Annotated in this window: 11 protein-coding genes, 1 tRNA gene and 3 rRNA genes; 1 reads left to right on the top strand and 14 read right to left on the bottom strand. The window is 48.1% G+C overall.

The window, feature by feature from the left end:
- Nucleotides 1–6: 6 nt before the first annotated feature.
- The 10 genes from radA to HW560_RS09080 form a co-directional block, all read right to left on the bottom strand.
- Nucleotides 7–1374, bottom strand: coding sequence for a DNA repair protein RadA (gene radA, locus HW560_RS09125; RefSeq protein WP_090905261.1), 1368 nt, complete (start codon nt 1372–1374; stop codon nt 7–9).
- A 299-nt stretch (nt 1375–1673) separates the two neighbouring features.
- Nucleotides 1674–4136 carry an ATP-dependent protease ATP-binding subunit ClpC gene (gene clpC, locus HW560_RS09120; RefSeq protein WP_110002403.1) on the bottom strand — a complete coding sequence of 821 codons (2463 nt, stop codon included), beginning with the start codon at nt 4134–4136 and terminating at the stop codon, nt 1674–1676.
- A gap of 184 nt (nt 4137–4320) precedes the next feature.
- Nucleotides 4321–5391, bottom strand: coding sequence for a protein-arginine kinase McsB (locus HW560_RS09115; RefSeq protein WP_053779232.1), 1071 nt, complete (start codon nt 5389–5391; stop codon nt 4321–4323).
- A 28-nt stretch (nt 5392–5419) separates the two neighbouring features.
- On the bottom strand, nt 5420–5944 hold the full coding sequence (locus HW560_RS09110; protein WP_090905256.1) for a protein-arginine kinase activator protein McsA: 525 nt from the start codon (nt 5942–5944) through the stop codon (nt 5420–5422).
- A 30-nt stretch (nt 5945–5974) separates the two neighbouring features.
- Entirely contained in the window at nt 5975–6436 is a 462-nt protein-coding gene (locus HW560_RS09105) for a CtsR family transcriptional regulator (protein WP_024633618.1), read from the bottom strand.
- A gap of 472 nt (nt 6437–6908) precedes the next feature.
- Nucleotides 6909–8084: a GNAT family N-acetyltransferase gene (gene eis / locus HW560_RS09100; RefSeq protein ID WP_179262875.1), complete on the bottom strand. Its 1176-nt coding sequence runs from the start codon at nt 8082–8084 to the stop codon at nt 6909–6911.
- Nucleotides 8085–8315: 231 nt separating this feature from the next.
- Nucleotides 8316–8432, bottom strand: a 5S ribosomal RNA gene (rrf, locus tag HW560_RS09095).
- 146 nt (nt 8433–8578) lie between these two features.
- Nucleotides 8579–11504, bottom strand: a 23S ribosomal RNA gene (locus HW560_RS09090).
- A 209-nt stretch (nt 11505–11713) separates the two neighbouring features.
- Nucleotides 11714–11789, bottom strand: a tRNA-Ala gene (locus tag HW560_RS09085).
- 153 nt (nt 11790–11942) lie between these two features.
- Nucleotides 11943–13494: ribosomal RNA gene (locus HW560_RS09080) — 16S ribosomal RNA — on the bottom strand.
- The 16S, 23S and 5S rRNA genes sit together here with 1 tRNA gene alongside, the layout of an rRNA operon.
- Before the next feature lie 701 nt (nt 13495–14195).
- Here HW560_RS09080 and HW560_RS09075 point away from each other — a divergent pair.
- Nucleotides 14196–15548: a molybdopterin-dependent oxidoreductase gene (locus tag HW560_RS09075; RefSeq protein WP_090903601.1), complete on the top strand. Its 1353-nt coding sequence runs from the start codon at nt 14196–14198 to the stop codon at nt 15546–15548.
- Between the two features lie 151 nt (nt 15549–15699).
- On the opposite strand, the gene ligA is transcribed toward HW560_RS09075, so the two are convergent.
- The 4 genes from ligA to HW560_RS09055 all read right to left on the bottom strand — a co-directional run bounded on the left by ligA (nt 15700) and on the right by HW560_RS09055 (nt 22313).
- On the bottom strand, nt 15700–17718 hold the full coding sequence (ligA, locus tag HW560_RS09070; protein ID WP_090903600.1) for an NAD-dependent DNA ligase LigA: 2019 nt from the start codon (nt 17716–17718) through the stop codon (nt 15700–15702).
- Nucleotides 17719–17799: 81 nt separating this feature from the next.
- Nucleotides 17800–20163 carry a DNA helicase PcrA gene (pcrA, locus tag HW560_RS09065; RefSeq protein ID WP_179262873.1) on the bottom strand — a complete coding sequence of 788 codons (2364 nt, stop codon included), beginning with the start codon at nt 20161–20163 and terminating at the stop codon, nt 17800–17802.
- A 296-nt stretch (nt 20164–20459) separates the two neighbouring features.
- Nucleotides 20460–21146: a heptaprenylglyceryl phosphate synthase gene (locus HW560_RS09060; protein ID WP_373564994.1), complete on the bottom strand. Its 687-nt coding sequence runs from the start codon at nt 21144–21146 to the stop codon at nt 20460–20462.
- Nucleotides 21147–21437: 291 nt separating this feature from the next.
- The gene (locus tag HW560_RS09055) at nt 21438–22313 is read right to left on the bottom strand and encodes a phosphatidylinositol-specific phospholipase C/glycerophosphodiester phosphodiesterase family protein (RefSeq protein ID WP_090903597.1); all 876 of its coding nucleotides are present in this window, start codon (nt 22311–22313) and stop codon (nt 21438–21440) included.
- Nucleotides 22314–22492 lie beyond the last annotated feature (179 nt).

Raw genomic sequence — 22492 nt, 5'->3', positions numbered from 1 at the left:
TGCCCCCTAATCTAAAGCAACCGCTAGTGCATCTGCCACGGTATTCACACCGATCAGTTGTATCCCGCGAGGATGTTTCCAGCCCTTTAAGCTTTTTTCTGGTAAAATGACACGCTTGAAGCCCAATTTCTGAGCTTCTTTCACACGTTGTTCAGCCCGCGAAACGGCCCGAACCTCACCCGTCAAGCCGATTTCCCCAAAGATGACGTCATCTGGCTTGGTAGGCACATCTCTCAAGCTGGATGCGATACTTATAGCAACCGCCAAGTCCACTGCCGGCTCATCTAATCTCACACCACCAGCTACGTTCAGATAAGCATCCTGTGTTTGCAGGAACATGCCCATCCGTTTCTCCAGTACCGCAATAATCAAATTTAATCGATGGAGATCTACCCCAGTTGCCATACGTCGGGGAGAAGGGAAATGTGTGGTAGAAATCAATGCCTGCAATTCCACAAGCAGAGGACGTGTGCCCTCCATGCTGGCCACTACGGTAGAACCAGCCACACCCAGTGGACGTTCTGACAAAAAGAGCTCAGAAGGGTTGCCTACTTCACGAAGTCCATCTTCGCCCATTTCAAAAATACCGATCTCATTGGTCGAACCAAAACGGTTCTTGACCGCACGTAAAAGGCGATACGTATGATGCCGCTCTCCTTCAAAATAAAGAACACAGTCCACCATATGCTCCAACATACGGGGACCGGCAATAGCACCTTCTTTCGTAACATGCCCCACAAGTACGGTTGCAATGCCTCGCCCTTTGGCGATCCGCATGAACCGTGACGTACATTCCCTTACCTGAGCTACACTACCGGGAGCACTGGTGACTTCTGGCAGATATACGGTCTGAATGGAGTCGATGACTAGAAAATGCGGTTGGATCTGCTCCACCGCTTCCTCAACCCGCTCCATATTGGTCTCACATAGTACATATAACTCAGGAGACAGCGCACCCAGACGGTCAGCCCGCAATTTCGTTTGCTTAACGGATTCCTCGCCTGAGACATATAACACGCGCAAACCTGAATGAGTCAATGCATGAGATGTTTGCAACATTAACGTTGATTTTCCGATTCCGGGGTCTCCGCCCACCAGAACGAGAGATCCTGGAACAATTCCGCCGCCCAAAACCCGGTTTAGCTCTTCAATTCCAGTCTGTACACGCGGTTCCTGACCGCTATCTATATCTATGATGGGAAGTGGCTTATCTTTACTCTCAAAAAGAGGGGAATTTCTCCCTTGTGTTTTGACCACTGTTTCGGTTTCTTCCACCATTGAATTCCAAGACTGACAACCCGGACATTTGCCGTACCATTTGGGGGCTTCATAGCCGCATTCCGTACACTGAAACTTGGTTTTAACTTTGGCCACTTCAGCACTCCTAGGATTTATTTTATAACAGCATTTTGCATTTTTCGACGAATTTTGCCTAAACTCCCTGACGTGCAGGGTTAATAAAAGTTTACCATTGTTTGAGATTTTTCGTAAAGGATTATCGCAAACTTTACACATGTTCGCAGCCAGTTCAACGTTTGTTTCCTGATAAACAACAGCTTTGGGGCTCTGACTGGCACTAAAACAACAAAAATCCTTCCCGACAAAAGCCAGGAAGGATTTTTGTTTTATACATCAGACTCAGTAGCACCAGCTATTCACTAGCTATGTGTCACTTATTTCGTTTCGATTTCCTCAGTAGAAGGAACAACAACTTCTTTTTTCGTTACCGACAATGCTCCATTCTCTTCATCGATGAGTAACGAATCACCTTTGATCACATTACCCGTGAGCAACTCTTCAGACAATTTGTCTTCAATATGCTTCTGGATCGCCCGACGAAGCGGACGAGCACCATAGGCTGGATCGAAGCCTGCTTTGGCAAGGAATGCCTTGGCATTGTCGGTGAGTTCAAAGTCGACCTCATACTCACGCAGCCGTTTGCGAAGCTCTTCGCTCATCAGTGTAACAATCTCCGCGATATGTTTCTCTTCAAGAGAGTGGAACACGATAATTTCATCAATCCGGTTAAGGAACTCAGGACGGAAGCTTTTCTTCAGCTCATCCATCACTTTACCCTTCATGTTATCGTAATCCGCACCTGCATCCACTACTGCCGTAAAGCCCAGTGTAGAATTACGTTTGATCGCTTCTGCACCCACATTGGATGTCAAAATGATCAACGTATTCCGGAAGTCTACGACGCGTCCTTTGGAGTCGGTCAGACGACCATCCTCAAGCACTTGCAGCAAGATGTTGAATACTTCCGGATGTGCTTTCTCGATCTCATCGAGCAGGACAACGGAGTAAGGTTTACGACGAACTTTCTCAGTCAGCTGTCCACCTTCTTCATATCCCACATATCCCGGAGGCGCTCCGACGAGTCTTGAAGTGGAATGCTTCTCACCATACTCGGACATATCAATCCGGATGACTGCATTTTCATCGCCGAACATGGCTTCTGCAAGTGCACGAGCCAGCTCGGTTTTACCTACCCCGGTAGGACCCAGGAAGATAAATGAACCCATCGGACGTTTCGGATCTTTCAATCCGGCCCGAGCACGACGAACTGCACGGCTGACGGACTTCACAGCCTCATCTTGACCGATGACACGTTCATGAAGAATAGATTCCAGGTTCATCAAGCGTTGTGTTTCTTCTTCTTTCAGCTTGTTCACCGGAATTCCAGTCCAGTTGGCTACCACTTGCGCGATATCCTCAGGCGTTACTTCAGAATCCGTGCGACCTTGTTTTTCTTTCCATTGGTTCTTCGTTACATCCAGCTCTTCACGAATTTTTTGTTCCGTGTCACGCAGAGCTGCTGCTTTTTCGAACTCCTGACTTTGAACCGCTGCGTCTTTTTCCTTACGGATATCTTCAAGACGGCTTTCCAGTTGTTTGAGGTTTGGTGGGATCGTGTAAGAGTTCAATCTGACTTTGGAACCCGCCTCATCAATCAGGTCAATTGCTTTGTCCGGCAGGAAGCGGTCTGTAATGTACCGGTCAGACAGTTTAACCGCCTGTACAATCGCTTCATCCGTAATTTTCACCCGGTGATGCGCTTCGTAACGATCACGCAAGCCGTGTAAAATCTGAATTGCTTCTTCTGGAGAAGGTTGATCCACAGTGATCGGTTGGAAACGACGCTCCAGGGCAGCATCCTTCTCGATATATTTGCGGTATTCATCCAGTGTTGTTGCACCGATGCACTGTAATTCTCCACGGGCCAACGCCGGTTTCAAAATGTTCGAAGCATCAATTGCACCTTCCGCTCCACCTGCACCAATCAGGGTATGCAATTCGTCAATGAACAGGACGATGTTACCCGCTTGACGAATCTCATCCATAATTTTTTTCAGACGATCTTCGAATTCACCACGATATTTTGTACCTGCAACAACCGAACCCATATCCAATGTCATGACACGTTTGTCACGCAAAGTCTCCGGAATTTCATTCGCGATGATTTTTTGTGCAAGTCCTTCAGCAATGGCTGTTTTACCTACACCTGGTTCACCGATCAGTACCGGGTTATTCTTGGTACGACGGCTCAGTACCTGAATAACACGTTCAATTTCTTTACTACGTCCAATCACGGGGTCCAGGTTGTTCTCTCTGGCATACGCCGTGAGGTCACGTGCCAGACTGTCCAGTGTTGGTGTGCTGACATTGGCAGGTGTACCGTTATGACTGGATACAGCTTCACTGCTGCCAAGCAGTTGCAATACTTGTTGACGTGCCTTGTTCAAACTAATACCCAGGTTGTTCAGCACACGTGCCGCAACCCCTTCGCCTTCTCGGATCAATCCGAGCAGGATATGCTCTGTGCCTACATAGGTATGGCCCAATTTGCGCGCTTCATCCATAGACAGTTCAATTACTTTTTTCGCTCGAGGCGTATATGCAATGTTCGTAGGTTGCTCTTGACCGCGGCCAATCAGCGTTTCTACTTCATCTTGAATTTTTTCCAATCCGAGTCCCAGGCCGATCAGCGCTTTGGCTGCGATGCCTTCGCCTTCACGAATGAGGCCGAGCAAAATGTGCTCTGTACCGATGTTATTATGACCAAGACGGACAGCTTCTTCCTGCGCCAATGCGAGCACCTTTTGGGCCCGTTCCGTAAATCTTCCAAACATCATATCTCCTGCACCTCCATGGTTTTGGATAAAACGGGGGCTGTTAAAAGGATCCCACCGTATTCTTCATATCATTTTTTTTGCAGCCGTGCTGCGAATAAAATCATTCAGCATTCAGTTATAGAAAATGCTCTATTATATAGAAGCCGCAGATGCGGCGTGAAACCTTTATAAACAACGCTTGAACCTAAGATTGATTGGCTGCACTGATCGTATCACGAATCAACTGAGCCCGATATATGTCACGCTCATCTGTCCGCATGTCTTCCCCAAATGTTTTCTGCAAAAAGCCCGGCTGCGTCATCACATTCAACTCGTTCATCACGGTTATGGACAAGCCGTCCAACAAGCCGAGATCCACACCAAGTCGAACATCAGACAAACGCTGTGCAGCTTCCTTCGAATCGACAATTGCAGCATGGGACAGAATGCCATATGACCGCATAACCCTGTCGGTAATACGCAGTCTGGAGTCGGTAATTAACCGTTCTCTGGCGGTACGTTCATGCCCAATCATCTGTAACACAACGCTATGCAGGTTATCAATGACTTCTTGTTCCGTCTGCCCCAGTGTGATCTGGTTCGAGATTTGGAACAGGTTACCCATCGCCTCACTGCCTTCACCGTAAATTCCCCGTACAGTCAGTCCGACTTGGGAGACTGCGGTTAGAATGCGGCCGATCTGCTGTGTCATCACCAGAGCGGGCAGATGCATCATGACAGATGCTCTTACACCTGTACCTACATTTGTAGGGCAACTGGTTAAATATCCTCTGCGGTCATCAAAAGCATAATCCACATGCGCTTCAAAAGCATCATCTATGGCGGAAGCTTTCTCCCAGGCTTCTTTCACCTGGAACCCCGGATAGAGGCACTGGATACGAAGATGATCCTCTTCATTAATCATAATACTTACAGATTCATCCTCACTGAGAATAACAGCACCATTTCTGGATTCGTTCGCAAGACTGGGACTGATCAGATGTTTCTCCACCAGCACCCGTTTGTCAAGGTCATCGATATCAATCAGATCCAGAGTATGAAAATCTCCAAAGGCATGAACGTCATCGTATTGAAGTACTTCGCTCAGCTTATTCAGCACTTCTTCCGATTGCTCATTGGAAGCCAGCATCGGAAACGGATAATGCTGCAGGTTGCGTGCGATCCGGACCCGGCTGCTAATGACGATCTCGGAATCAGCCGCATCACTACGCATCCAGTCGCTGAGCGCCTTCTCTGTAAAACGAAGATTAGGCATTACGCATCCCTCCTACTCATCACAAACTTTACTCCTGAGCTATTTCTTTTTCAAGTTCCCTGATCTGATCACGAATTTGAGCAGCTTCTTCAAACTCCTCTTGCGTTATGCTCTCCTGAAGATCCCGTTTCAGATCAGCAATCTGTCTTTTGACCTTGATGCGGCCACCAGCTCGTGCAGGCACTTTCCCCACGTGGGAAGTGCTGCCATGAACCCGTTTGAATAGCGGGTCCAAACGACTGTCAAAATATTTATAACAAGAACTACAGCCAAAGCGGCCGATTTTGCTAAACTGTGAATAGGTCATGCCGCATTCTTCACAACGAAGGGATTGTGCAGGTGTTGCTCCCGTATTGCCATTCTTGCCTGAGGGTTCAAAATCAAGCAACCCGGACAATAAGTTGTGAATAGAAAATCCGTTGGATGTTCCGGGAATCATTTCCCCTTTTTCACGAGCACATGACTCACAAATATGGAATTCCGTCTTCTCTCCGTTCACGATCTTCGTGAAATGGAGTGTTGCCGGTCGTTTGTTGCATTCTTGGCACAGCACAATGATGTACCCCCTTGATCCCGATAGTTTTCATTTACCGAGCAAAGATATTAACATCGCCTTTAACATTCTGGCACGAATTTGATCCCGGTAAGGAAGTTTGACCAATATAATCTCTCTCGATACAGCTGCCCGCATCAACCCGGCTTCCCTTTTGCTCAAGAAACGTGCTTCTTCCAGTTGGTAGATCAGACCTTCGGCAGCTGTCTGCCCGATCTCATCTCCAATACTATGGTGCAAATGGTTATGCAGAGCCGAGTGAGCTGGCAATTCGATTCGCTGTATGCGAACATAACCGCCGCCTCCACGTTTACTCTCTACAAGGTAACCTTTTTCGAGTGTAAATCGGGTGCTGATGACATAATTGATCTGGGAAGGCACACATGAAAATTGGTCAGCCAGATCATTACGTTGAATTTCGACCATTCCTTCGGGACTTTCATGCAAAATACTCTTCAGATATTGTTCGATAATATCAGAGATATTACGCATCGACTCATCCTCCACTGTCTGAAACGTTAAGTCAATAAGGACCCACACGCCCCTACAGAGTACACCTTCTCCACCCATTTAACCAATCAAGGAAACAGCGAAACTGATCTTCAACGGTCTTTAACAGGAGAGCGAAGGACGCTCGAAGGTCCTTTAATATTGCCTTTATCCGCTGATGTGTACTACCTTTAAAATGGCTCCCACCACCGGATTGCAGAAAGAAAGCTACGTAAGTATTTAACCTTTAGTTGACTTTGACTTTCTTTGACTTTATATACATTATAGCATATTTTGTGGTTTTGCCAAGAGGGAGCACTATTCATTTTTTACGATTTTACACGAAATATTCGGCTGACACAAAAAAACCTCTCCAAAATAACTGGAGAAGTCCATTTGTCTCACACTAGCAACGTAATGCTATACACGTTAAATCTATGAAATTGATCCTAGAAAACTCTTTACTCTATGAGGATCAGAAAAAATCAAGTAAATACGTTTCCCGATCAGGAATTGCTTGTTCCAGAGCTTTTATTGCTTCATTTGGTCCTTCCATTCTACCTATCTGAGCCATCTCTGTGGGCCTACGATACCCCATCAGCATAGCGGTAAGCGTCTGAATGTCTACTTTAACAGTCTGATCTTTAGCAGCAGGCTCAGATGTTTTCCATATTGAAGCTGTACCGTTCATCGCCACATTTAATTGCCATACCCCTTCATTCCATGGTGCGTATGCATCCTCTACCTGGAGATTAATCTGTACTGGTGAGTCTGGGCTCGCAAAAGGATACTGGGAAATAAATTGTTCGACACTCACAATACGTGCCATGAAGAAAGGTACAATTTCCTGCTGAATCCGCGGATTATCTAATTGAAAAGCAAGCATATCACTGGCTGGTGCCTGTAAAGTGACTTCCTCAATCATGGAATCATGGTTGGCTATAAAGGTCCACAAACCTTGTCTTGCCTCTTCATTCAGATAAATGATCTCTTTAATGGTAAACTTTCTTTCCTTAACCTCATATAAAACATAGCCTTGTGCTTTACCAGCTTCATCATAATATACAGCCTTCTGGCTGGCTCCATTAGTGAGAACTGAATTCTCCCATCTCGCATCATCTCGGATTAAGGTTCCGTTATAGCGCTCAGCATACGCACTGTATACTTCCTTTAATACGCTGATTCCCGGATCGCCACGCCGAATTGTTCCAGGGGTTGCCTTTTTTGCAGGCAGATGAGCTGTAGGCACTTTATATCGTTTAAACTCAACATACGTCTCCCATCCATATCTCCGATAAAATGCAAAAGAGAACGGATGCAAAAACGATATACTTTGTTTGTTACGGTTCATTTCCTCCAGCGCATGCTTCAATAGCCCGGCTACCCAGCCTTTGCGTCTATATTCTGGCCATGTGGCTACTCCCGCAATACCGCCCATCTCGAACGATCTTCCGTGAATATAAGTTTGAAAAGGAATAATGTGAAGTTTGGCACCCAATTGTCCTTCCTCAAATACACCCCATATATCCTGTGAATCAAATTGACTCCGTCGCTTCTCCGTTTGTTCTTCACTCATTACCACTTGAAAAGCATACTCGGAGAGTGCCATAGCTGGCTCAAAATCATCTACGGTTAATTTCTGAATTTCCATGTCGTCCTGCACCCCGTTCTCTAAGTTATGATATCTTTCAAATCATGGCCTGATACGTGATGTATGTATCTATTTATGAGTGTGTCAGAGGAACGGGACAAAGTCAAACAAGAGATGCGTGGGCATCTCTCGGGAATATTTTTTTCGTGTATAATAATTGTTCCACCTGTGATCTATAGTAAAAAAACGCAAATAAAAACCACCACCGAATAACATCGGCAGTGGTTCTTCGCTTGGCGGCGTCCTACTCTCCCAGGACCCTGCGGTCCAAGTACCATCGGCGCTAGAGGGCTTAACGGTCGTGTTCGGGATGGGTACGTGTGGAACCCCTCCGCCATCGCCACCAAACGCGATTTGTCGAAGCATAGCTTCTTGAAATCCAATATGGAACTGAAAATCATACGCACATTCTGTGATGTACCAATTTTCATTTCAGAGATTATTCTCTGAAAACTAGATCCGAAACGAAATTTGCAACTTACAACCTGCATATCTTGGATAAGCCCTCGACCGATTAGTACTGGTCAGCTCCATGCATTGCTGCACTTCCACCCCCAGCCTATCTACCTCGTCGTCTTCAAGGGGTCTTACATACTGGGAAATCTCATCTTGAGGGGGGCTTCACGCTTAGATGCTTTCAGCGCTTATCCCTTCCGTACATAGCTACCCAGCGGTGCTCCTGGCGGAACAACTGGTACACCAGCGGTACGTCCATCCCGGTCCTCTCGTACTAAGGACAGCTCCTCTCAAATTTCCTACGCCCACGACAGATAGGGACCGAACTGTCTCACGACGTTCTGAACCCAGCTCGCGTACCGCTTTAATGGGCGAACAGCCCAACCCTTGGGACCTACTTCAGCCCCAGGATGCGATGAGCCGACATCGAGGTGCCAAACCTCCCCGTCGATGTGGACTCTTGGGGGAGATAAGCCTGTTATCCCCAGGGTAGCTTTTATCCGTTGAGCGATGGCCCTTCCATGCGGTACCACCGGATCACTAAGCCCGACTTTCGTCCCTGCTCGACTTGTAGGTCTCGCAGTCAAGCTCCCTTATGCCTTTGCACTCTTCGAATGATTTCCAACCATTCTGAGGGAACCTTTGGGCGCCTCCGTTACTCTTTAGGAGGCGACCGCCCCAGTCAAACTGCCCACCTGACACTGTCCCCGCACCGGATTACGGTACCAGGTTAGAACCTAGATACGATCAGGGTGGTATCCCAACGGTGCCTCCACACAAGCTGGCGCTCATGCTTCAAAGGCTCCCACCTATCCTGTACAGATCGTACCCAAATTCAATATCAAGCTGCAGTAAAGCTCCATGGGGTCTTTCCGTCTTGTCGCGGGTAACCTGCATCTTCACAGGTATTAAAATTTCACCGGATCTCTCGTTGAGACAGCGCCCAAGTCGTTACGCCATTCGTGCGGGTCAGAATTTACCTGACAAGGAATTTCGCTACCTTAGGACCGTTATAGTTACGGCCGCCGTTTACTGGGGCTTCGGTTCATAGCTTCGGGTTACCCCTAACCACTCCCCTTAACCTTCCAGCACCGGGCAGGCGTCAGCCCGTATACTTCGCCTTACGGCTTCGCACAGACCTGTGTTTTTGCTAAACAGTCGCTTGGGCCTTTTCACTGCGGCCCCCTCGTGCTATTCACACTACCGGGGCACCCCTTCTCCCGAAGTTACGGGGTCATTTTGCCGAGTTCCTTAACGAGAGTTCTTCCGCGCGCCTTAGAATTCTCTTCTCGCCTACCTGTGTCGGTTTGCGGTACGGGCACCATCACCTGGCTAGAGGCTTTTCTTGGCAGTGTGAGATCATGACCTTCGCTACTATAATTTTCGCTCCCCATCACAGTCCAGCCTTATGATGTGCGGATTTGCCTACACATCAGCCTCACTGCTTAGACGGACATCCATCAGTCCGCGTCACTACCCTGCTGCGTCCCCCCATTGCTCATAACGGCTTACGGTGGTACAGGAATTTCGACCTGTTGTCCTTCGACTACGCCTTTCGGCCTCGCCTTAGGTCCCGACTTACCCTGAGCGGACGAGCCTTCCTCAGGAACCCTTAGGCTTTCGGCGGATCAGATTCTCACTGATCTTTTCGTTACTCATACCGGCATTCTCACTTGTATAATGTCCAGCGCTCCTTACGGTACACCTTCAACCCTTATACAACGCTCCCCTACCCCTGATGCAAAGCATCAAGCCATAGCTTCGGTGGTGTGTTTAGCCCCGTTACATTTTCGGCGCAGAGTCACTCGACCAGTGAGCTATTACGCACTCTTTCAATGGTGGCTGCTTCTAAGCCAACATCCTGGTTGTCTGTGCAACTCCACATCCTTTCCCACTTAACACACACTTGGGGACCTTAGCTGATGGTCTGGGCTGTTTCCCTTTTGACAATGGATCTTAGCACTCACTGTCTGACTCCCGGAAGTAAGTCTATGGCATTCGGAGTTTGACTGAGCTTGGTAACCCTTGCGGGCCCCGCACCCAATCAGTGCTCTACCTCCACGACTCTGTTTTCCGAGGCTAGCCCTAAAGCTATTTCGGGGAGAACCAGCTATCTCCGAGTTCGATTGGAATTTCTCCGCTACCCCCACCTCATCCCCGCACTTTTCAACGTGCGTGGGTTCGGGCCTCCAGTGCGTGTTACCGCACCTTCACCCTGGACAGGGGTAGATCACCCGGTTTCGGGTCTACGTCCACGTACTACATCGCCCTATTCAGACTCGCTTTCGCTGCGGCTCCGGCTCTTCACCTTAACCTTGCACGGGAACGTAACTCGCCGGTTCATTCTACAAAAGGCACGCCATCACCCCTAAAACGGGCTCTGACTTTTTGTAAGCACACGGTTTCAGGTTCTATTTCACTCCCCTTCCGGGGTGCTTTTCACCTTTCCCTCACGGTACTGCTTCACTATCGGTCGCTAGGAAGTATTTAGCCTTGGCAGATGGTCCTGCCGGATTCATACGGGGTTTCACGTGCCCCGCACTACTCGGGATACATCTCGGAGAGAGCAGACTTTCAACTACAGGGCTTTTACCTTCTTTGGCGGGCCTTTCCAGACCTCTTCGTTTAACCGGCTCCTTTGTAACTCCATGTGAGATGTCCCACAACCCCAGAGAGCAAGCTCTCTGGTTTGGGCTTCTCCGCGTTCGCTCGCCGCTACTGACGGAATCACTATTGTTTTCTCTTCCTCAGGGTACTTAGATGTTTCAGTTCCCCTGGTATGCCTCTACACAACCTATGTATTCAGTTGTGAGTAACTGGAAATTACCCCAGCTGGGTTTCCCCATTCGGACACCCCCGGATCAAAGCTTGCTTACAGCTCCCCGAGGCAGTTTCGTTGTTCGCCACGTCCTTCATCGGCTCCTAGCGCCTAGGCATCCTCCGTGTGCTCTTAGTAGCTTAACCATTCCGCTCGTGTTCGAGCTGTCGCTCCGCTTGTTTTGGACTGCGTCCAAAGCCAAAAGTCGCTCCATTTCGATCACTCGCTCATGCAATCTACCGTTTTTATTGAAACTTGTTTTAACACAAGTTCAGCTTAAAAAGGAATGTTCTAATTCGCAATTTTCGTTTCGATATCTAGTTTTCAAAGAACAAGCTAAATAGACGAAATTCTTTGGTGGAGCCAAGCGGGATCGAACCGCTGACCTCCTGCTTGCAAGGCAGGCGCTCTCCCAGCTGAGCTATGGCCCCTCAAATTCCATCAAAACTGAACAAATGGATAAGTAACTGTGTTTTGCTCTTCATTTCATCCACACTAATGTGATGGACCGAAATGAATCGCTGCCGCAGGTTCTAAGAACCTGCGTATTTGAATGTTTCCACGCAGGAAACGATTCTCCATAGAAAGGAGGTGATCCAGCCGCACCTTCCGATACGGCTACCTTGTTACGACTTCACCCCAATCATCTATCCCACCTTCGGCGGCTGGCTCCTTGCGGTTACCCCACCGACTTCGGGTGTTATAAACTCTCGTGGTGTGACGGGCGGTGTGTACAAGACCCGGGAACGTATTCACCGCGGCATGCTGATCCGCGATTACTAGCAATTCCGACTTCATGCAGGCGAGTTGCAGCCTGCAATCCGAACTGAGACCGGCTTTTTAGGATTCGTTCCACCTCGCGGCTTCACAGCCCGTTGTACCGGCCATTGTAGTACGTGTGTAGCCCAGGTCATAAGGGGCATGATGATTTGACGTCATCCCCACCTTCCTCCGGTTTGTCACCGGCAGTCACCTTAGAGTGCCCACCCGAAGTGCTGGCAACTAAGATCAAGGGTTGCGCTCGTTGCGGGACTTAACCCAACATCTCACGACACGAGCTGACGACAACCATGCACCACCTGTCTCCTCTGTCCCGAAGGAAAGGTACATCTCTGTACCGGTCAGAGGGATGTCAAGACCTGGTAAGGTTCTTCGCGTTGCTTCGAATTAAACCACATACTCCACTGCTTGTGCGGGTCCCCGTCAATTCCTTTGAGTTTCAGTCTTGCGACCGTACTCCCCAGGCGGAGTGCTTAATGTGTTAACTTCGGCACCAAGGGTATCGAAACCCCTAACACCTAGCACTCATCGTTTACGGCGTGGACTACCAGGGTATCTAATCCTGTTTGCTCCCCACGCTTTCGCGCCTCAGCGTCAGTTACAGCCCAGAGAGTCGCCTTCGCCACTGGTGTTCCTCCACATATCTACGCATTTCACCGCTACACGTGGAATTCCACTCTCCTCTTCTGCACTCAAGTCACCCAGTTTCCAGTGCGATCCGGGGTTGAGCCCCGGGATTAAACACCAGACTTAAATGACCGCCTGCGCGCGCTTTACGCCCAATAATTCCGGACAACGCTTGCCCCCTACGTATTACCGCGGCTGCTGGCACGTAGTTAGCCGGGGCTTTCTTCTCAGGTACCGTCACCTTGAGAGCAGTTACTCTCCCAAGCGTTCTTCCCTGGCAACAGAGCTTTACGATCCGAAAACCTTCATCACTCACGCGGCATTGCTCCGTCAGGCTTTCGCCCATTGCGGAAGATTCCCTACTGCTGCCTCCCGTAGGAGTCTGGGCCGTGTCTCAGTCCCAGTGTGGCCGATCACCCTCTCAGGTCGGCTACGCATCGTCGCCTTGGTGAGCCGTTACCCCACCAACTAGCTAATGCGCCGCAGGCCCATCCCCAAGTGACAGATTGCTCCGTCTTTCCAGTTTCCTTCAGGAGAAGAAAACAACTATTCGGTATTAGCTACCGTTTCCGGTAGTTGTCCCAAGCTTGAGGGCAGGTTGCCTACGTGTTACTCACCCGTCCGCCGCTAACTATCTGAGAAGCAAGCTTCTCATCAAGTCCGCTCGACTTGCATGTATTAGGCATGCCGCCAGCGTTCGTCCTGAGCCAGGATCAAACTCTCCAATAAAGTATTGAAAAGAGCGATAAGCTCATTTTGAAACTGACGATTCATTATGAATCAAAAGTTACTATCCATTTGTTCAGTTTTCAAGGAACTTGTTGTCCGTTCGTGTTAATGCTTGTCAACCGGACAGGAATCTTATCTTATCATGTTGACTAACTAACTGTCAACTCTTTTTTTCGTCAGCGTTCAAAGCGTTTCGACAATCATTCGTTTGAGGCGACAAGAAATAATATATCATGATCTAATTTATTTAGCAAGCACTTTTTAATAACCTTTATATAAATGATTTATAATCCACAACTCCCGCTAACTCAAGAGACTCTCAACTACATCATTCGACAGATTATATGAATGCAGAAGGATCAACTCTATTTACATAAAGATACTTCGGGTTACTGAATAAATGAATTCTATTTACTAAAAATAGATGAACACATCTACTTGTGAACAAATAGTATTTAGATAACCACTTAGAGGATACTTTTATATAAGAGGTGTTTCCCCTCCCCTTTTGATGCAAGTGATCCAAACGCTCTATAATAAGGTATATATAATATAGAATAAGGAATGAATATGATACTCCCTCAAGTAGTCACTGACACAATACTCAATAATACTAAATTCAGAACCCTCTCTCTAATCACAATAAGACTTCATTTATATCAAAGATGCTCTGATGAATAACCTATATGGGGTGAACGCAAATGCTGCAATGGCTGAAGAACATTCGAAAGGGTTATGGTAAAAAGCTCGTTTCCATTCATGCCTGGAATGCCTGGATTGTTGTCATCCTCGCGGTAACAGGCCTTATGTTGGTCGGTGGTTTCTGGCGCGAGTTACTTGGGATTGGACGCGTATGGTTAAAGTGGCTACATATTGTCGTCGGGCTAGCTATGCTGGCACCCGTGGTGTATTACTTACTTTTGGCCGGAAAGCATTGGAAACAACTTCGTAATCGGCCTTGGCAAAGAGCAAATACAATCGTTGTTCTTATACTGCTGGTAGGGTGGCTGTTATCAGGAATTGTGTTATGGCAGTTCAAGCTCGCTGGGCCGAGATTGTCGAATACCGCGCTTCTGGTTCATGATTTGCTGACATGGTTTGGCCTGCCTTATATTATCTACCACTCCATCACGCGAACGAAATGGTTAAAAGATCCTGCACGCCGTGCAGTAAAAGCAACGACAGTTGTAGCAGAGGGTAGAAATATGGTGCATCCAGCTGATGCTCCTGATGAAAATACGACGCCAGCTGCGTTAGTTTCCACCGAATCTATACGTACCATTAAGGAGAGTCCTGTCCATCAACCAGAGAAACCTCAACCCGTGTATACACGGCGGGCCTTTATTCGGTCTGCTGTAGGCGTGAGCCTAGCTGTGACTTTAGGGCCTACTTTTATATCATGGGTTGGACGAAACCTCAAACTAGACAACAGTATAGATAGCATGCTGGAGAACGATCCCAATCACATGGTGCCTTTGCCACAAGCACTGCCAGCTTCCTCACCGCCCGTCGGAGGCGGGGCTGAAGGACATTTTCGCGTATACACCGTAACACCGATACCTTCCTTTTCCAATGCAAACTGGTCATTCCGGATTGATGGGCTCGTTGAACGGGCGCAAGTATGGAACTGGGAGCAGTTTGTGAAGCTTGCACGTACCGTTCAGGTCAGTGACTTTCATTGCGTTACAGGCTGGTCTGTATATAAGAACACCTGGGAAGGCATATCTCTTAAGCAACTATTGAACCAAGCCGGCGTAAAACCCGAAGCGCACAGCGTTAAGTTCTACTCCGGCGATGGTGTATATACGGACGCCATTACGATGGATCAAGCTCAGATGGAGGATATTATGGTAGCTGTCATGCATGATGGTAAACCGATTCCAGCAGATCTGGGCGGTCCGGTACGATTGGTCATTCCCCAGATGTATGCCTATAAGTCCGTCAAGTGGCTGAATCGTATTGAACTGATTGACAGCGAACATATCGGATACTGGGAAGAACGAGGTTACGACAAGGATGCATGGCTTACTGGCGCTTCTCAGGCGCGTTCCTGATTGGAGTTACTGTCGATATACAGTTGAGTTTAAATAAATGTGCAAACCAAAGACCCCCGTTCCACTTATCGTGGTACAGGGGTCTTTAAGTTATCTATTACTTATTCGAGTTACGCTGCGATTTAATCAAAGCCTACTCCACATTCAGAATCTATCCTTCTTGATTCAAAAGACGTACAAGTTCGTCCTCATCCTCAATGGTAGGAATGCCGAGATCATGAGCTTTGGTCAGTTTAGAACCTGCCTTCTCTCCGGCTATAACGAGGTCTGTCTTTTTGGAGACACTGCCCGTTACCTTCGCTCCAAGTGCTTCTAGTCGTTGCGTCGCTTCTTCCCGCGTGAGTTGATGCAGCGTTCCGGTCAGCACGACCGTTTTGCCACTGAAGAAGGAATCTTCCACAATCGCTGCTGGTGCCTCAGGTGCCTGGGCTTTCACACCCAAATTCAGCATCTTCTCGATAGCTGCCTGTGTAAACGGGTCTGCAAAGAAAGTCACGATGCTCTCAGCTACAATGCCGCCTACGTCCGGAAGTTCAACGAGCTCCTCTGCCGTTGCATTCATAATGGCATGCAGGTCGCGATAATGGTCAGCCAGCATACGTGTAGTTGATTTACCTGTGTTCGGAATACCCAGTGAGTATAGGAACGAAGCGAGGTCACGATCCTTGCTCTGCTCTAGGGCAGCAATAAGGTTGTTTGCTTTCTTCTCACCAAACCGCTCCAGCTTCACCAAATCATCGAATTGCAATGTATACAGGTCAGCGGGCTCACGCACATTCAATTCATCGTACAGTTGAATCGCCGTTTTCTCGCTGAATGTCTCAATGTCCATTGCATCACGGGAAGCAAAATGAGAAATCCGGGCCACCGTCTGCGGTTTGCACGCCAGCTTGTTGTTACAGAACAAATGCGCTCCACGCTGTTCCAGCGGGAATCCACATGCCGGACATTGCTCAGGGAATACAATCTCCTCGCCGTCACTCTCTTCAGTCACTTTACCCAGGATTTCAGGAATGACATCATTGGAACGACGGATAAAGACACGTGTACCCAAGGCAAATTTCAGATTTTTCCGCTCAATGTCACCTACGTTATTCAACGTGCAGTTCTGTACCGTTACCCCAGCTAACTCAACCGGTTCAACTCGAGCAAGTGGTGTCACTTTACCGGTACGGCCCACATTCCAGACAACAGAGTTCAGAACGGTCGTGGTCTCTTCCGCCTCAAACTTGTAAGCTACCGCCCAACGAGGGAATTTATCGGTGTAACCCAGTACCTCACGGGTGCGCATGTCTGTGATTTTGATAACAGCTCCATCAATCAGGTAGTCCAGTTGACCACGGCTCTCCTGTATCGCAGCCAATTGCTCCATCACATCATCAAACTCATGGAAATACGTAATGGATGGATTGACTTTGAATCGATTCTCACGGAGAAAGTCCATCATCTCCTGATGGTTGGCAAACTGAATATCATCCGAATAACCTACATTATAGAAATAGGCGTTCAACCGCCGCTCAGCGGTAGTCTTCGGATTCAGGTTGCGCAGTGCTCCTGCTGCGGCATTCCGGGCATTTTTAAGCGGCTCTGCTGCTGTTTCATTATAACGATTCAATACAGACAGGTTCATGATGCCTTCACCCTGGACTTCAATCGTGCCGCCTGTATAAGGTATTTTGAGGGGAACCGACTTAATCGTTCTAACCTGTGCCAAAATGCCCTCGCCTACGGTTCCGTTTCCACGCGTAGAGGCTTGAACCAATTCACCGTTTGTGTACGTTAGATTCAGGGTCAAACCGTCAAACTTCAGTTCAATCACATAGCCAGGTTCGGGCAACGGATTGTCCGGATTTTTGGTGTTGTAGTCATTGACCAGCTTGAGCACGCGAGTATTCCAGCTTCGCAGCTGCTCTATATTCTGGGCTTTGTCCAAGCTCCACAATGAGGATAAATGTCGATGCGGTGTAAACCCTTTGAGCAGTTCACCACCCACACGCTGTGTCGGAGAATCAGGCAAAACCATACCACTCTCCTGTTCCAGCGTAACCAGTTCGTCGTACAGAAGATCATACTCCTTATCACTGATCTGCGGCTGATCCATCGTGTAGTACTGATAATTATGCTGGTTCAGCTCGGTAACGAGTTGCTCCATCCGGTGCATCGGGTCCATACAGGGCCATCCCTCCGTTATTATAATTTGGATCTATGTAGAACGAACGTTAGAGCAATCTCTACGTTCGTTCATGAATATCTATTCCACTTTGGTGATTGGGGCAAAGCCTGCAAGCAGACGTTTTAGGCCAACCGGGGCCGGGAATGCGATCTGAAGCTCTGTGTCATTACCCGAGCCTTTCACCCCAACAATGGTACCTGTTCCCCATTTTCCGTGTTGTACTTTATCTCCTGCTTTGAAACCATCAGAACCAGCTCCGGCAGCAACCGGTTTAGATGCCGACGACGGGGCAGGCGTGCTGGATGTGCTGGACGACGTACTCATGGTAACCCGTGAGGAAGTAACTGACGAAGCGGAAGAACCGCTTTGGCTCTGACGATCAAACAGCTTGCTTGCTCCGCCACCAAAATTGCTCCCTCCACTTGCACCAAGTCCACGGCCACCATATGATCCACCTGCGCTGCTACCACGACGATAGCGGTCACGAGCGATGGAGGTATCTTCTTTGAGCTCATCCGGAATTTCATCCAGGAAGCGTGAAGGCGGGTTCGCCGTTGTGCGTCCGAACAAGGTCCGCATTTGTGCGCAAGACAGGAAGAGTTGTTCTTCCGCACGCGTAATGCCCACATAAGCCAGTCTGCGTTCTTCCTCCAGCTCCTCGTTATCCATAAAGGCCCGGCTGTGCGGGAAAACTCCCTCCTCCATACCAACGATAAAGACGACAGGGAATTCCAGACCTTTGGCACTGTGCATCGTCATCAGAGTAACCGCGTCACTCTGATCTTCTTCATCATCGTTCATGCTGTCGATATCCGCAATCAGTGCGAGATCGGTGAGGAACGAAACAAGTGTTTTGTCTTCATTATTTTTCTCAAATTCCATGGTAACGGACAGAAACTCATCGATGTTCTCGAGCCGTGCACGGGATTCAAGTGTGTTTTCATTTTGCATCTCAAGTCGGTACTGGCTCATCTCGAGAATCTTCTCGGTCAATTCGGTCACAGACAAGTATTCTACCATCTGATGCAGCGCGGCGATCATGTCATAGAACTCCACCAGCGCATTCCGCGTTCGACCGGCAAAACCGAGATCATCCACGACCTGAAGCACACGGTATATTGAAATCCCTCGTTCTCCTGCTGCAGCTGCCAGCTTCGCTACCGTTGTATCACCAATGCTGCGTTTCGGTACATTAATAATCCGGGTAAGGCTGATGTCATCATCAGGGTTGGAAAGCAGGCGCAGATACGCCAGAATGTCCTTGATCTCTTTACGATCATAGAACTTGATGCCGCCAACGATCTGATACGGAATATCAGACTTGATCAGAATTTCCTCTATAACCCGGGACTGGGCATTGGTACGGTACAAAACAGCGTGATTCTGATAGGATTTGCCGTTCTTCACATTTTTACTAATCTCGGAAGTTACAAAATACCCCTCATCATGTTCGGAATCCGCACGGTACACCTTGATCTTGGAGCCACCCTCTTTGTCCGTCCACAGTTTCTTCGGTTTGCGCCCAGTATTCAGGCCGATTACCTCATTCGCTGCATTCAGGATATTCGAAGTGGAACGATAGTTCTGCTCGAGCAAAATCGTATTGGCTTCAGGGTAGTCTTTCTCAAAATTCAGGATGTTGCTGATATCCGCTCCACGCCAGCGGTAGATTGATTGGTCACTATCCCCTACGACGCAAATGCGGTGATGACTATCAGCGAGCATACGGCACAGCATGTACTGCGCACGGTTGGTATCCTGGTACTCATCCACGTGAATGTACTGGAATTTCTTTTGGTAAAAGTCGAGAACTTCCGGTACCTCTTTGAAAAGTTGAATAGTCGCCATGATGAGATCGTCAAAGTCGAGCGAGTTGTTAGCACGGAGCCGTTTCTGGTACATCTTATACACTTTCGCCACAATGCCTTCAAAATAGTCAGCAGCCTGCTTCTCATATTGCTCCGGACTGATCAATTCATTCTTCGCGGTACTCATCATCGATTGAACAGCTTTTGGTTCAAATTTCTTGGTGTCGATGTTCTGGTCTTTCATACAGCTACGGATTACAGATAATTGATCAGATGAATCCAAAATGCTGAAATTGGAGGTGAAGCCGATGCGTTCAATGTCACGGCGCAGAATACGCACGCACATGGAGTGGAACGTTGATACCCAGATGTCACGACCCTGAGAGCCGCCAACCAGTTGGGATACCCGGTCTTGCATCTCGCGTGCTGCTTTGTTCGTAAACGTAATAGCCAAAATGCCCCACGGGGGTGCTTTGCGTGTTGCAATAAGATAGGCAATCCGGTGTGTGAGCACCCGGGTCTTGCCACTGCCCGCTCCGGCCATAATCAATAGCGGTCCATCCGTCGCCTCGACGGCTTGCCGTTGAGGGGGGTTAAGCCGTGCAACGGCATCATGTATATTTACAGGTTGCATGCATGCATGCTCCTTTCGTTGGTTAATCGGTTAAGCAAAATCAGAAGGTTACACTTGTCACTCCGATGGCAGTACCATCTTCCGATCGTTGTTATCCCCAGATTTTTTGATCCCCTTCTTCAAAGGGAAAATCCGGTGATAAACACGACCACTTCGTTTCTTCAGATTGGTCCTGCAGTCTCCGTTGTAGTGTATACAACATTCCGTTTATACAACTTATTTGCTTAATCAGTAAGGTCAAAGTTCTATTTTAACAGATCAAGAGGGGAAATTGGGGGAATGGTAAACTAAACCGATTAAACGGATTGTTTCACAGCTTGGACCGTCTCCAACGCCTTGTTCAAATCACTGTACACAATGTTGCCAACCACTACGGTGTCTGCGACCTGTGCGGCTTGTCCAGCTTTCTCCGGACTATCAATCCCGCCGCCATAGATGAGATGCGCCTTGGTGAGTTGTCTGTGTGTCTCTCCAACCAGCTCCATATCTCCAAACGTTCCGCTGTACTCCATATATACGATAGGCAGGTTCAGCAGACGTTCCGCAGCCTGGGCGTAAGCAACTGCAGCATCCGTCGTTAATTCCGTATCCGCTCCGGTCATTCGGGCAACAGTGGATTCGGCATTGAGGACAATATAGCCTTCTGCAATAAGCAAATCCCATGGAATCAGATATCCGTAACGCTCGATGGCTTGCTGGTGCTGTCCGATCATCCATTTGCTATCCGTTGCATTCAGCACAATCGGAATCAGATATCCGTCAAAACCAGGCACAACTGCCTCCAGCTCGGATACTTCAAGCACGCAGGGCAGCTCGTAGCGACGTACTCTGGACATCAGGTCCACCGTGTTGTCATAGGTAATTCCCGAAGACCCGCCAACAATAATGGCATCGGTTCCCGACATGCAGATCAGGTCGAGTGCTTCATCCGTTATTTCCCGGTCCGGGTCTAGCTTAAGTACATGTCTCCACTGCTTAATCATGTCTATCAACGAACATTCCTCCAGAGGTTCTTCTGCATCCTAAAAAGCTTGTAAACTAAGTCTAAGTCAGCAGGGAGTGAGTGTCAATGTTCGTATAAAAAGGGGAACAAAAAATCACAGACTTTTCCCTGGAATTGCAGGAGAAGCCTGTAATTTTAGATGGCAGGGGTGTAATGCAACAAAATTTAAGTCAGCGCCTGGTGTTACTACGAACACGAACATGCATATCTTAGGTGGGGTTAAACAGTCTCAAGTAGGAGCAACTGCATGATTTGAAGCACTATTTAATACTTAAGGCTTCCAGGCAAAACGTGTGTTCATCTCATCCAGTTCCTGCTCGGTTAATACATCCGAATACACGCCGTACACGCCCCATTTCTCATAGTTCGCTACCTGGTCGGTGTCATTAATGGTATGCACGTAGGTGACGGCTCCTGCCTGCTTCAGCTTGGCAACAAAATTCTGGTTTACTTTATATTCCGGCATGGTTACGGCATCGATGTCATTCTTTTGTACAAAATCAACCACCTGAGCTTCAGTATCCTGCGTAGCGTAAAGAGTATAGATAATAGAAGGAAACGCATAGATTTCTTTCACGGTTTCGAGCATTGGCTCGTTATAGATCTGAACTACAACCCGATTAAGGATTGAAGGGTCATGTTTCTTGGCTGCGTCCACGAGTGATTTCAGCACCTGCTGAATATCCTCGTCCTTCTGTTCTTTGGTATCAGTCACGATATACATATCCGGGTACTTGGCCAGTACATCCATAATGCCTTCGGCATCCATCGGTTGGTACATGCCCAGAATGGGCGTATTCATAAATTCATCATGTGTCAATGCTCCAGCCTGTTTGTCTTCGGGTAACTCCTCGTCCTGTCCCAGCATTTTGCTCATGTTGGCGGTCCATTCATGTCTGGCTACTGCTTTGCGGTCCGAGGTCAGCATAAAGTCAATCTCAAACACCCGTGTACCCTTCTCATAGTTGGCAATCATCGCCTCATAGGCGTTGGTGTAAGGCTGCTCACGGATACTGCCCATCGCATGAGCAATCAGTCGATAGGCCGTAAACCCATCATGCTGCTCCTCACTTTGACTGTCATAGGCAAAAAAGAGTGTGCCCACGGTTACGATGAGTAGTATAATGACGGCGGCAATTCGTTTCATATGGCGTTCACATCCTTAGTAAGGTGGTAGGGAAGAAAGAAAGTATGATAATTATGATATGACGAAGCATGTGCGGTATTTCCTTTTTGATAGCTAACTACCCTGATTGGAGAGGTGTAAAACAAAAAGCCGCCCGAAGGCGGCTGTTAAATCTAGGGGTGCAGTATTTCGGATGGATA

Origin of the sequence: Paenibacillus sp. E222 (genome assembly GCF_013401555.1) — a bacterium.
Lineage (GTDB): Bacteria > Bacillota > Bacilli > Paenibacillales > Paenibacillaceae > Paenibacillus.
Note: the sequence above shows the minus strand (reverse complement) of the source record. Positions and strands in the feature narration are given on the sequence as shown.

Bases quoted from the DNA above. Each gene is read 5' to 3' on its own strand.
- HW560_RS09055 (WP_090903597.1), bottom strand. From the start codon at position 22,313: ATGAAACGAATTGCCGCCGTCATTATACTACTCATCGTAACCGTGGGC.
- pcrA (WP_179262873.1), bottom strand. From the start codon at position 20,163: ATGCAACCTGTAAATATACATGATGCCGTTGCACGGCTTAACCCCCCT.
- eis (WP_179262875.1), bottom strand. From the start codon at position 8,084: ATGGAAATTCAGAAATTAACCGTAGATGATTTTGAGCCAGCTATGGCA.
- HW560_RS09115 (WP_053779232.1), bottom strand. From the start codon at position 5,391: ATGCCTAATCTTCGTTTTACAGAGAAGGCGCTCAGCGACTGGATGCGT.
- clpC (WP_110002403.1), bottom strand. From the start codon at position 4,136: ATGATGTTTGGAAGATTTACGGAACGGGCCCAAAAGGTGCTCGCATTG.
- ligA (WP_090903600.1), bottom strand. From the start codon at position 17,718: ATGGACCCGATGCACCGGATGGAGCAACTCGTTACCGAGCTGAACCAG.
- HW560_RS09105 (WP_024633618.1), bottom strand. From the start codon at position 6,436: ATGCGTAATATCTCTGATATTATCGAACAATATCTGAAGAGTATTTTG.
- HW560_RS09060 (WP_373564994.1), bottom strand. From the start codon at position 21,146: ATGATTAAGCAGTGGAGACATGTACTTAAGCTAGACCCGGACCGGGAA.
- HW560_RS09075 (WP_090903601.1), top strand. From the start codon at position 14,196: ATGCTGCAATGGCTGAAGAACATTCGAAAGGGTTATGGTAAAAAGCTC.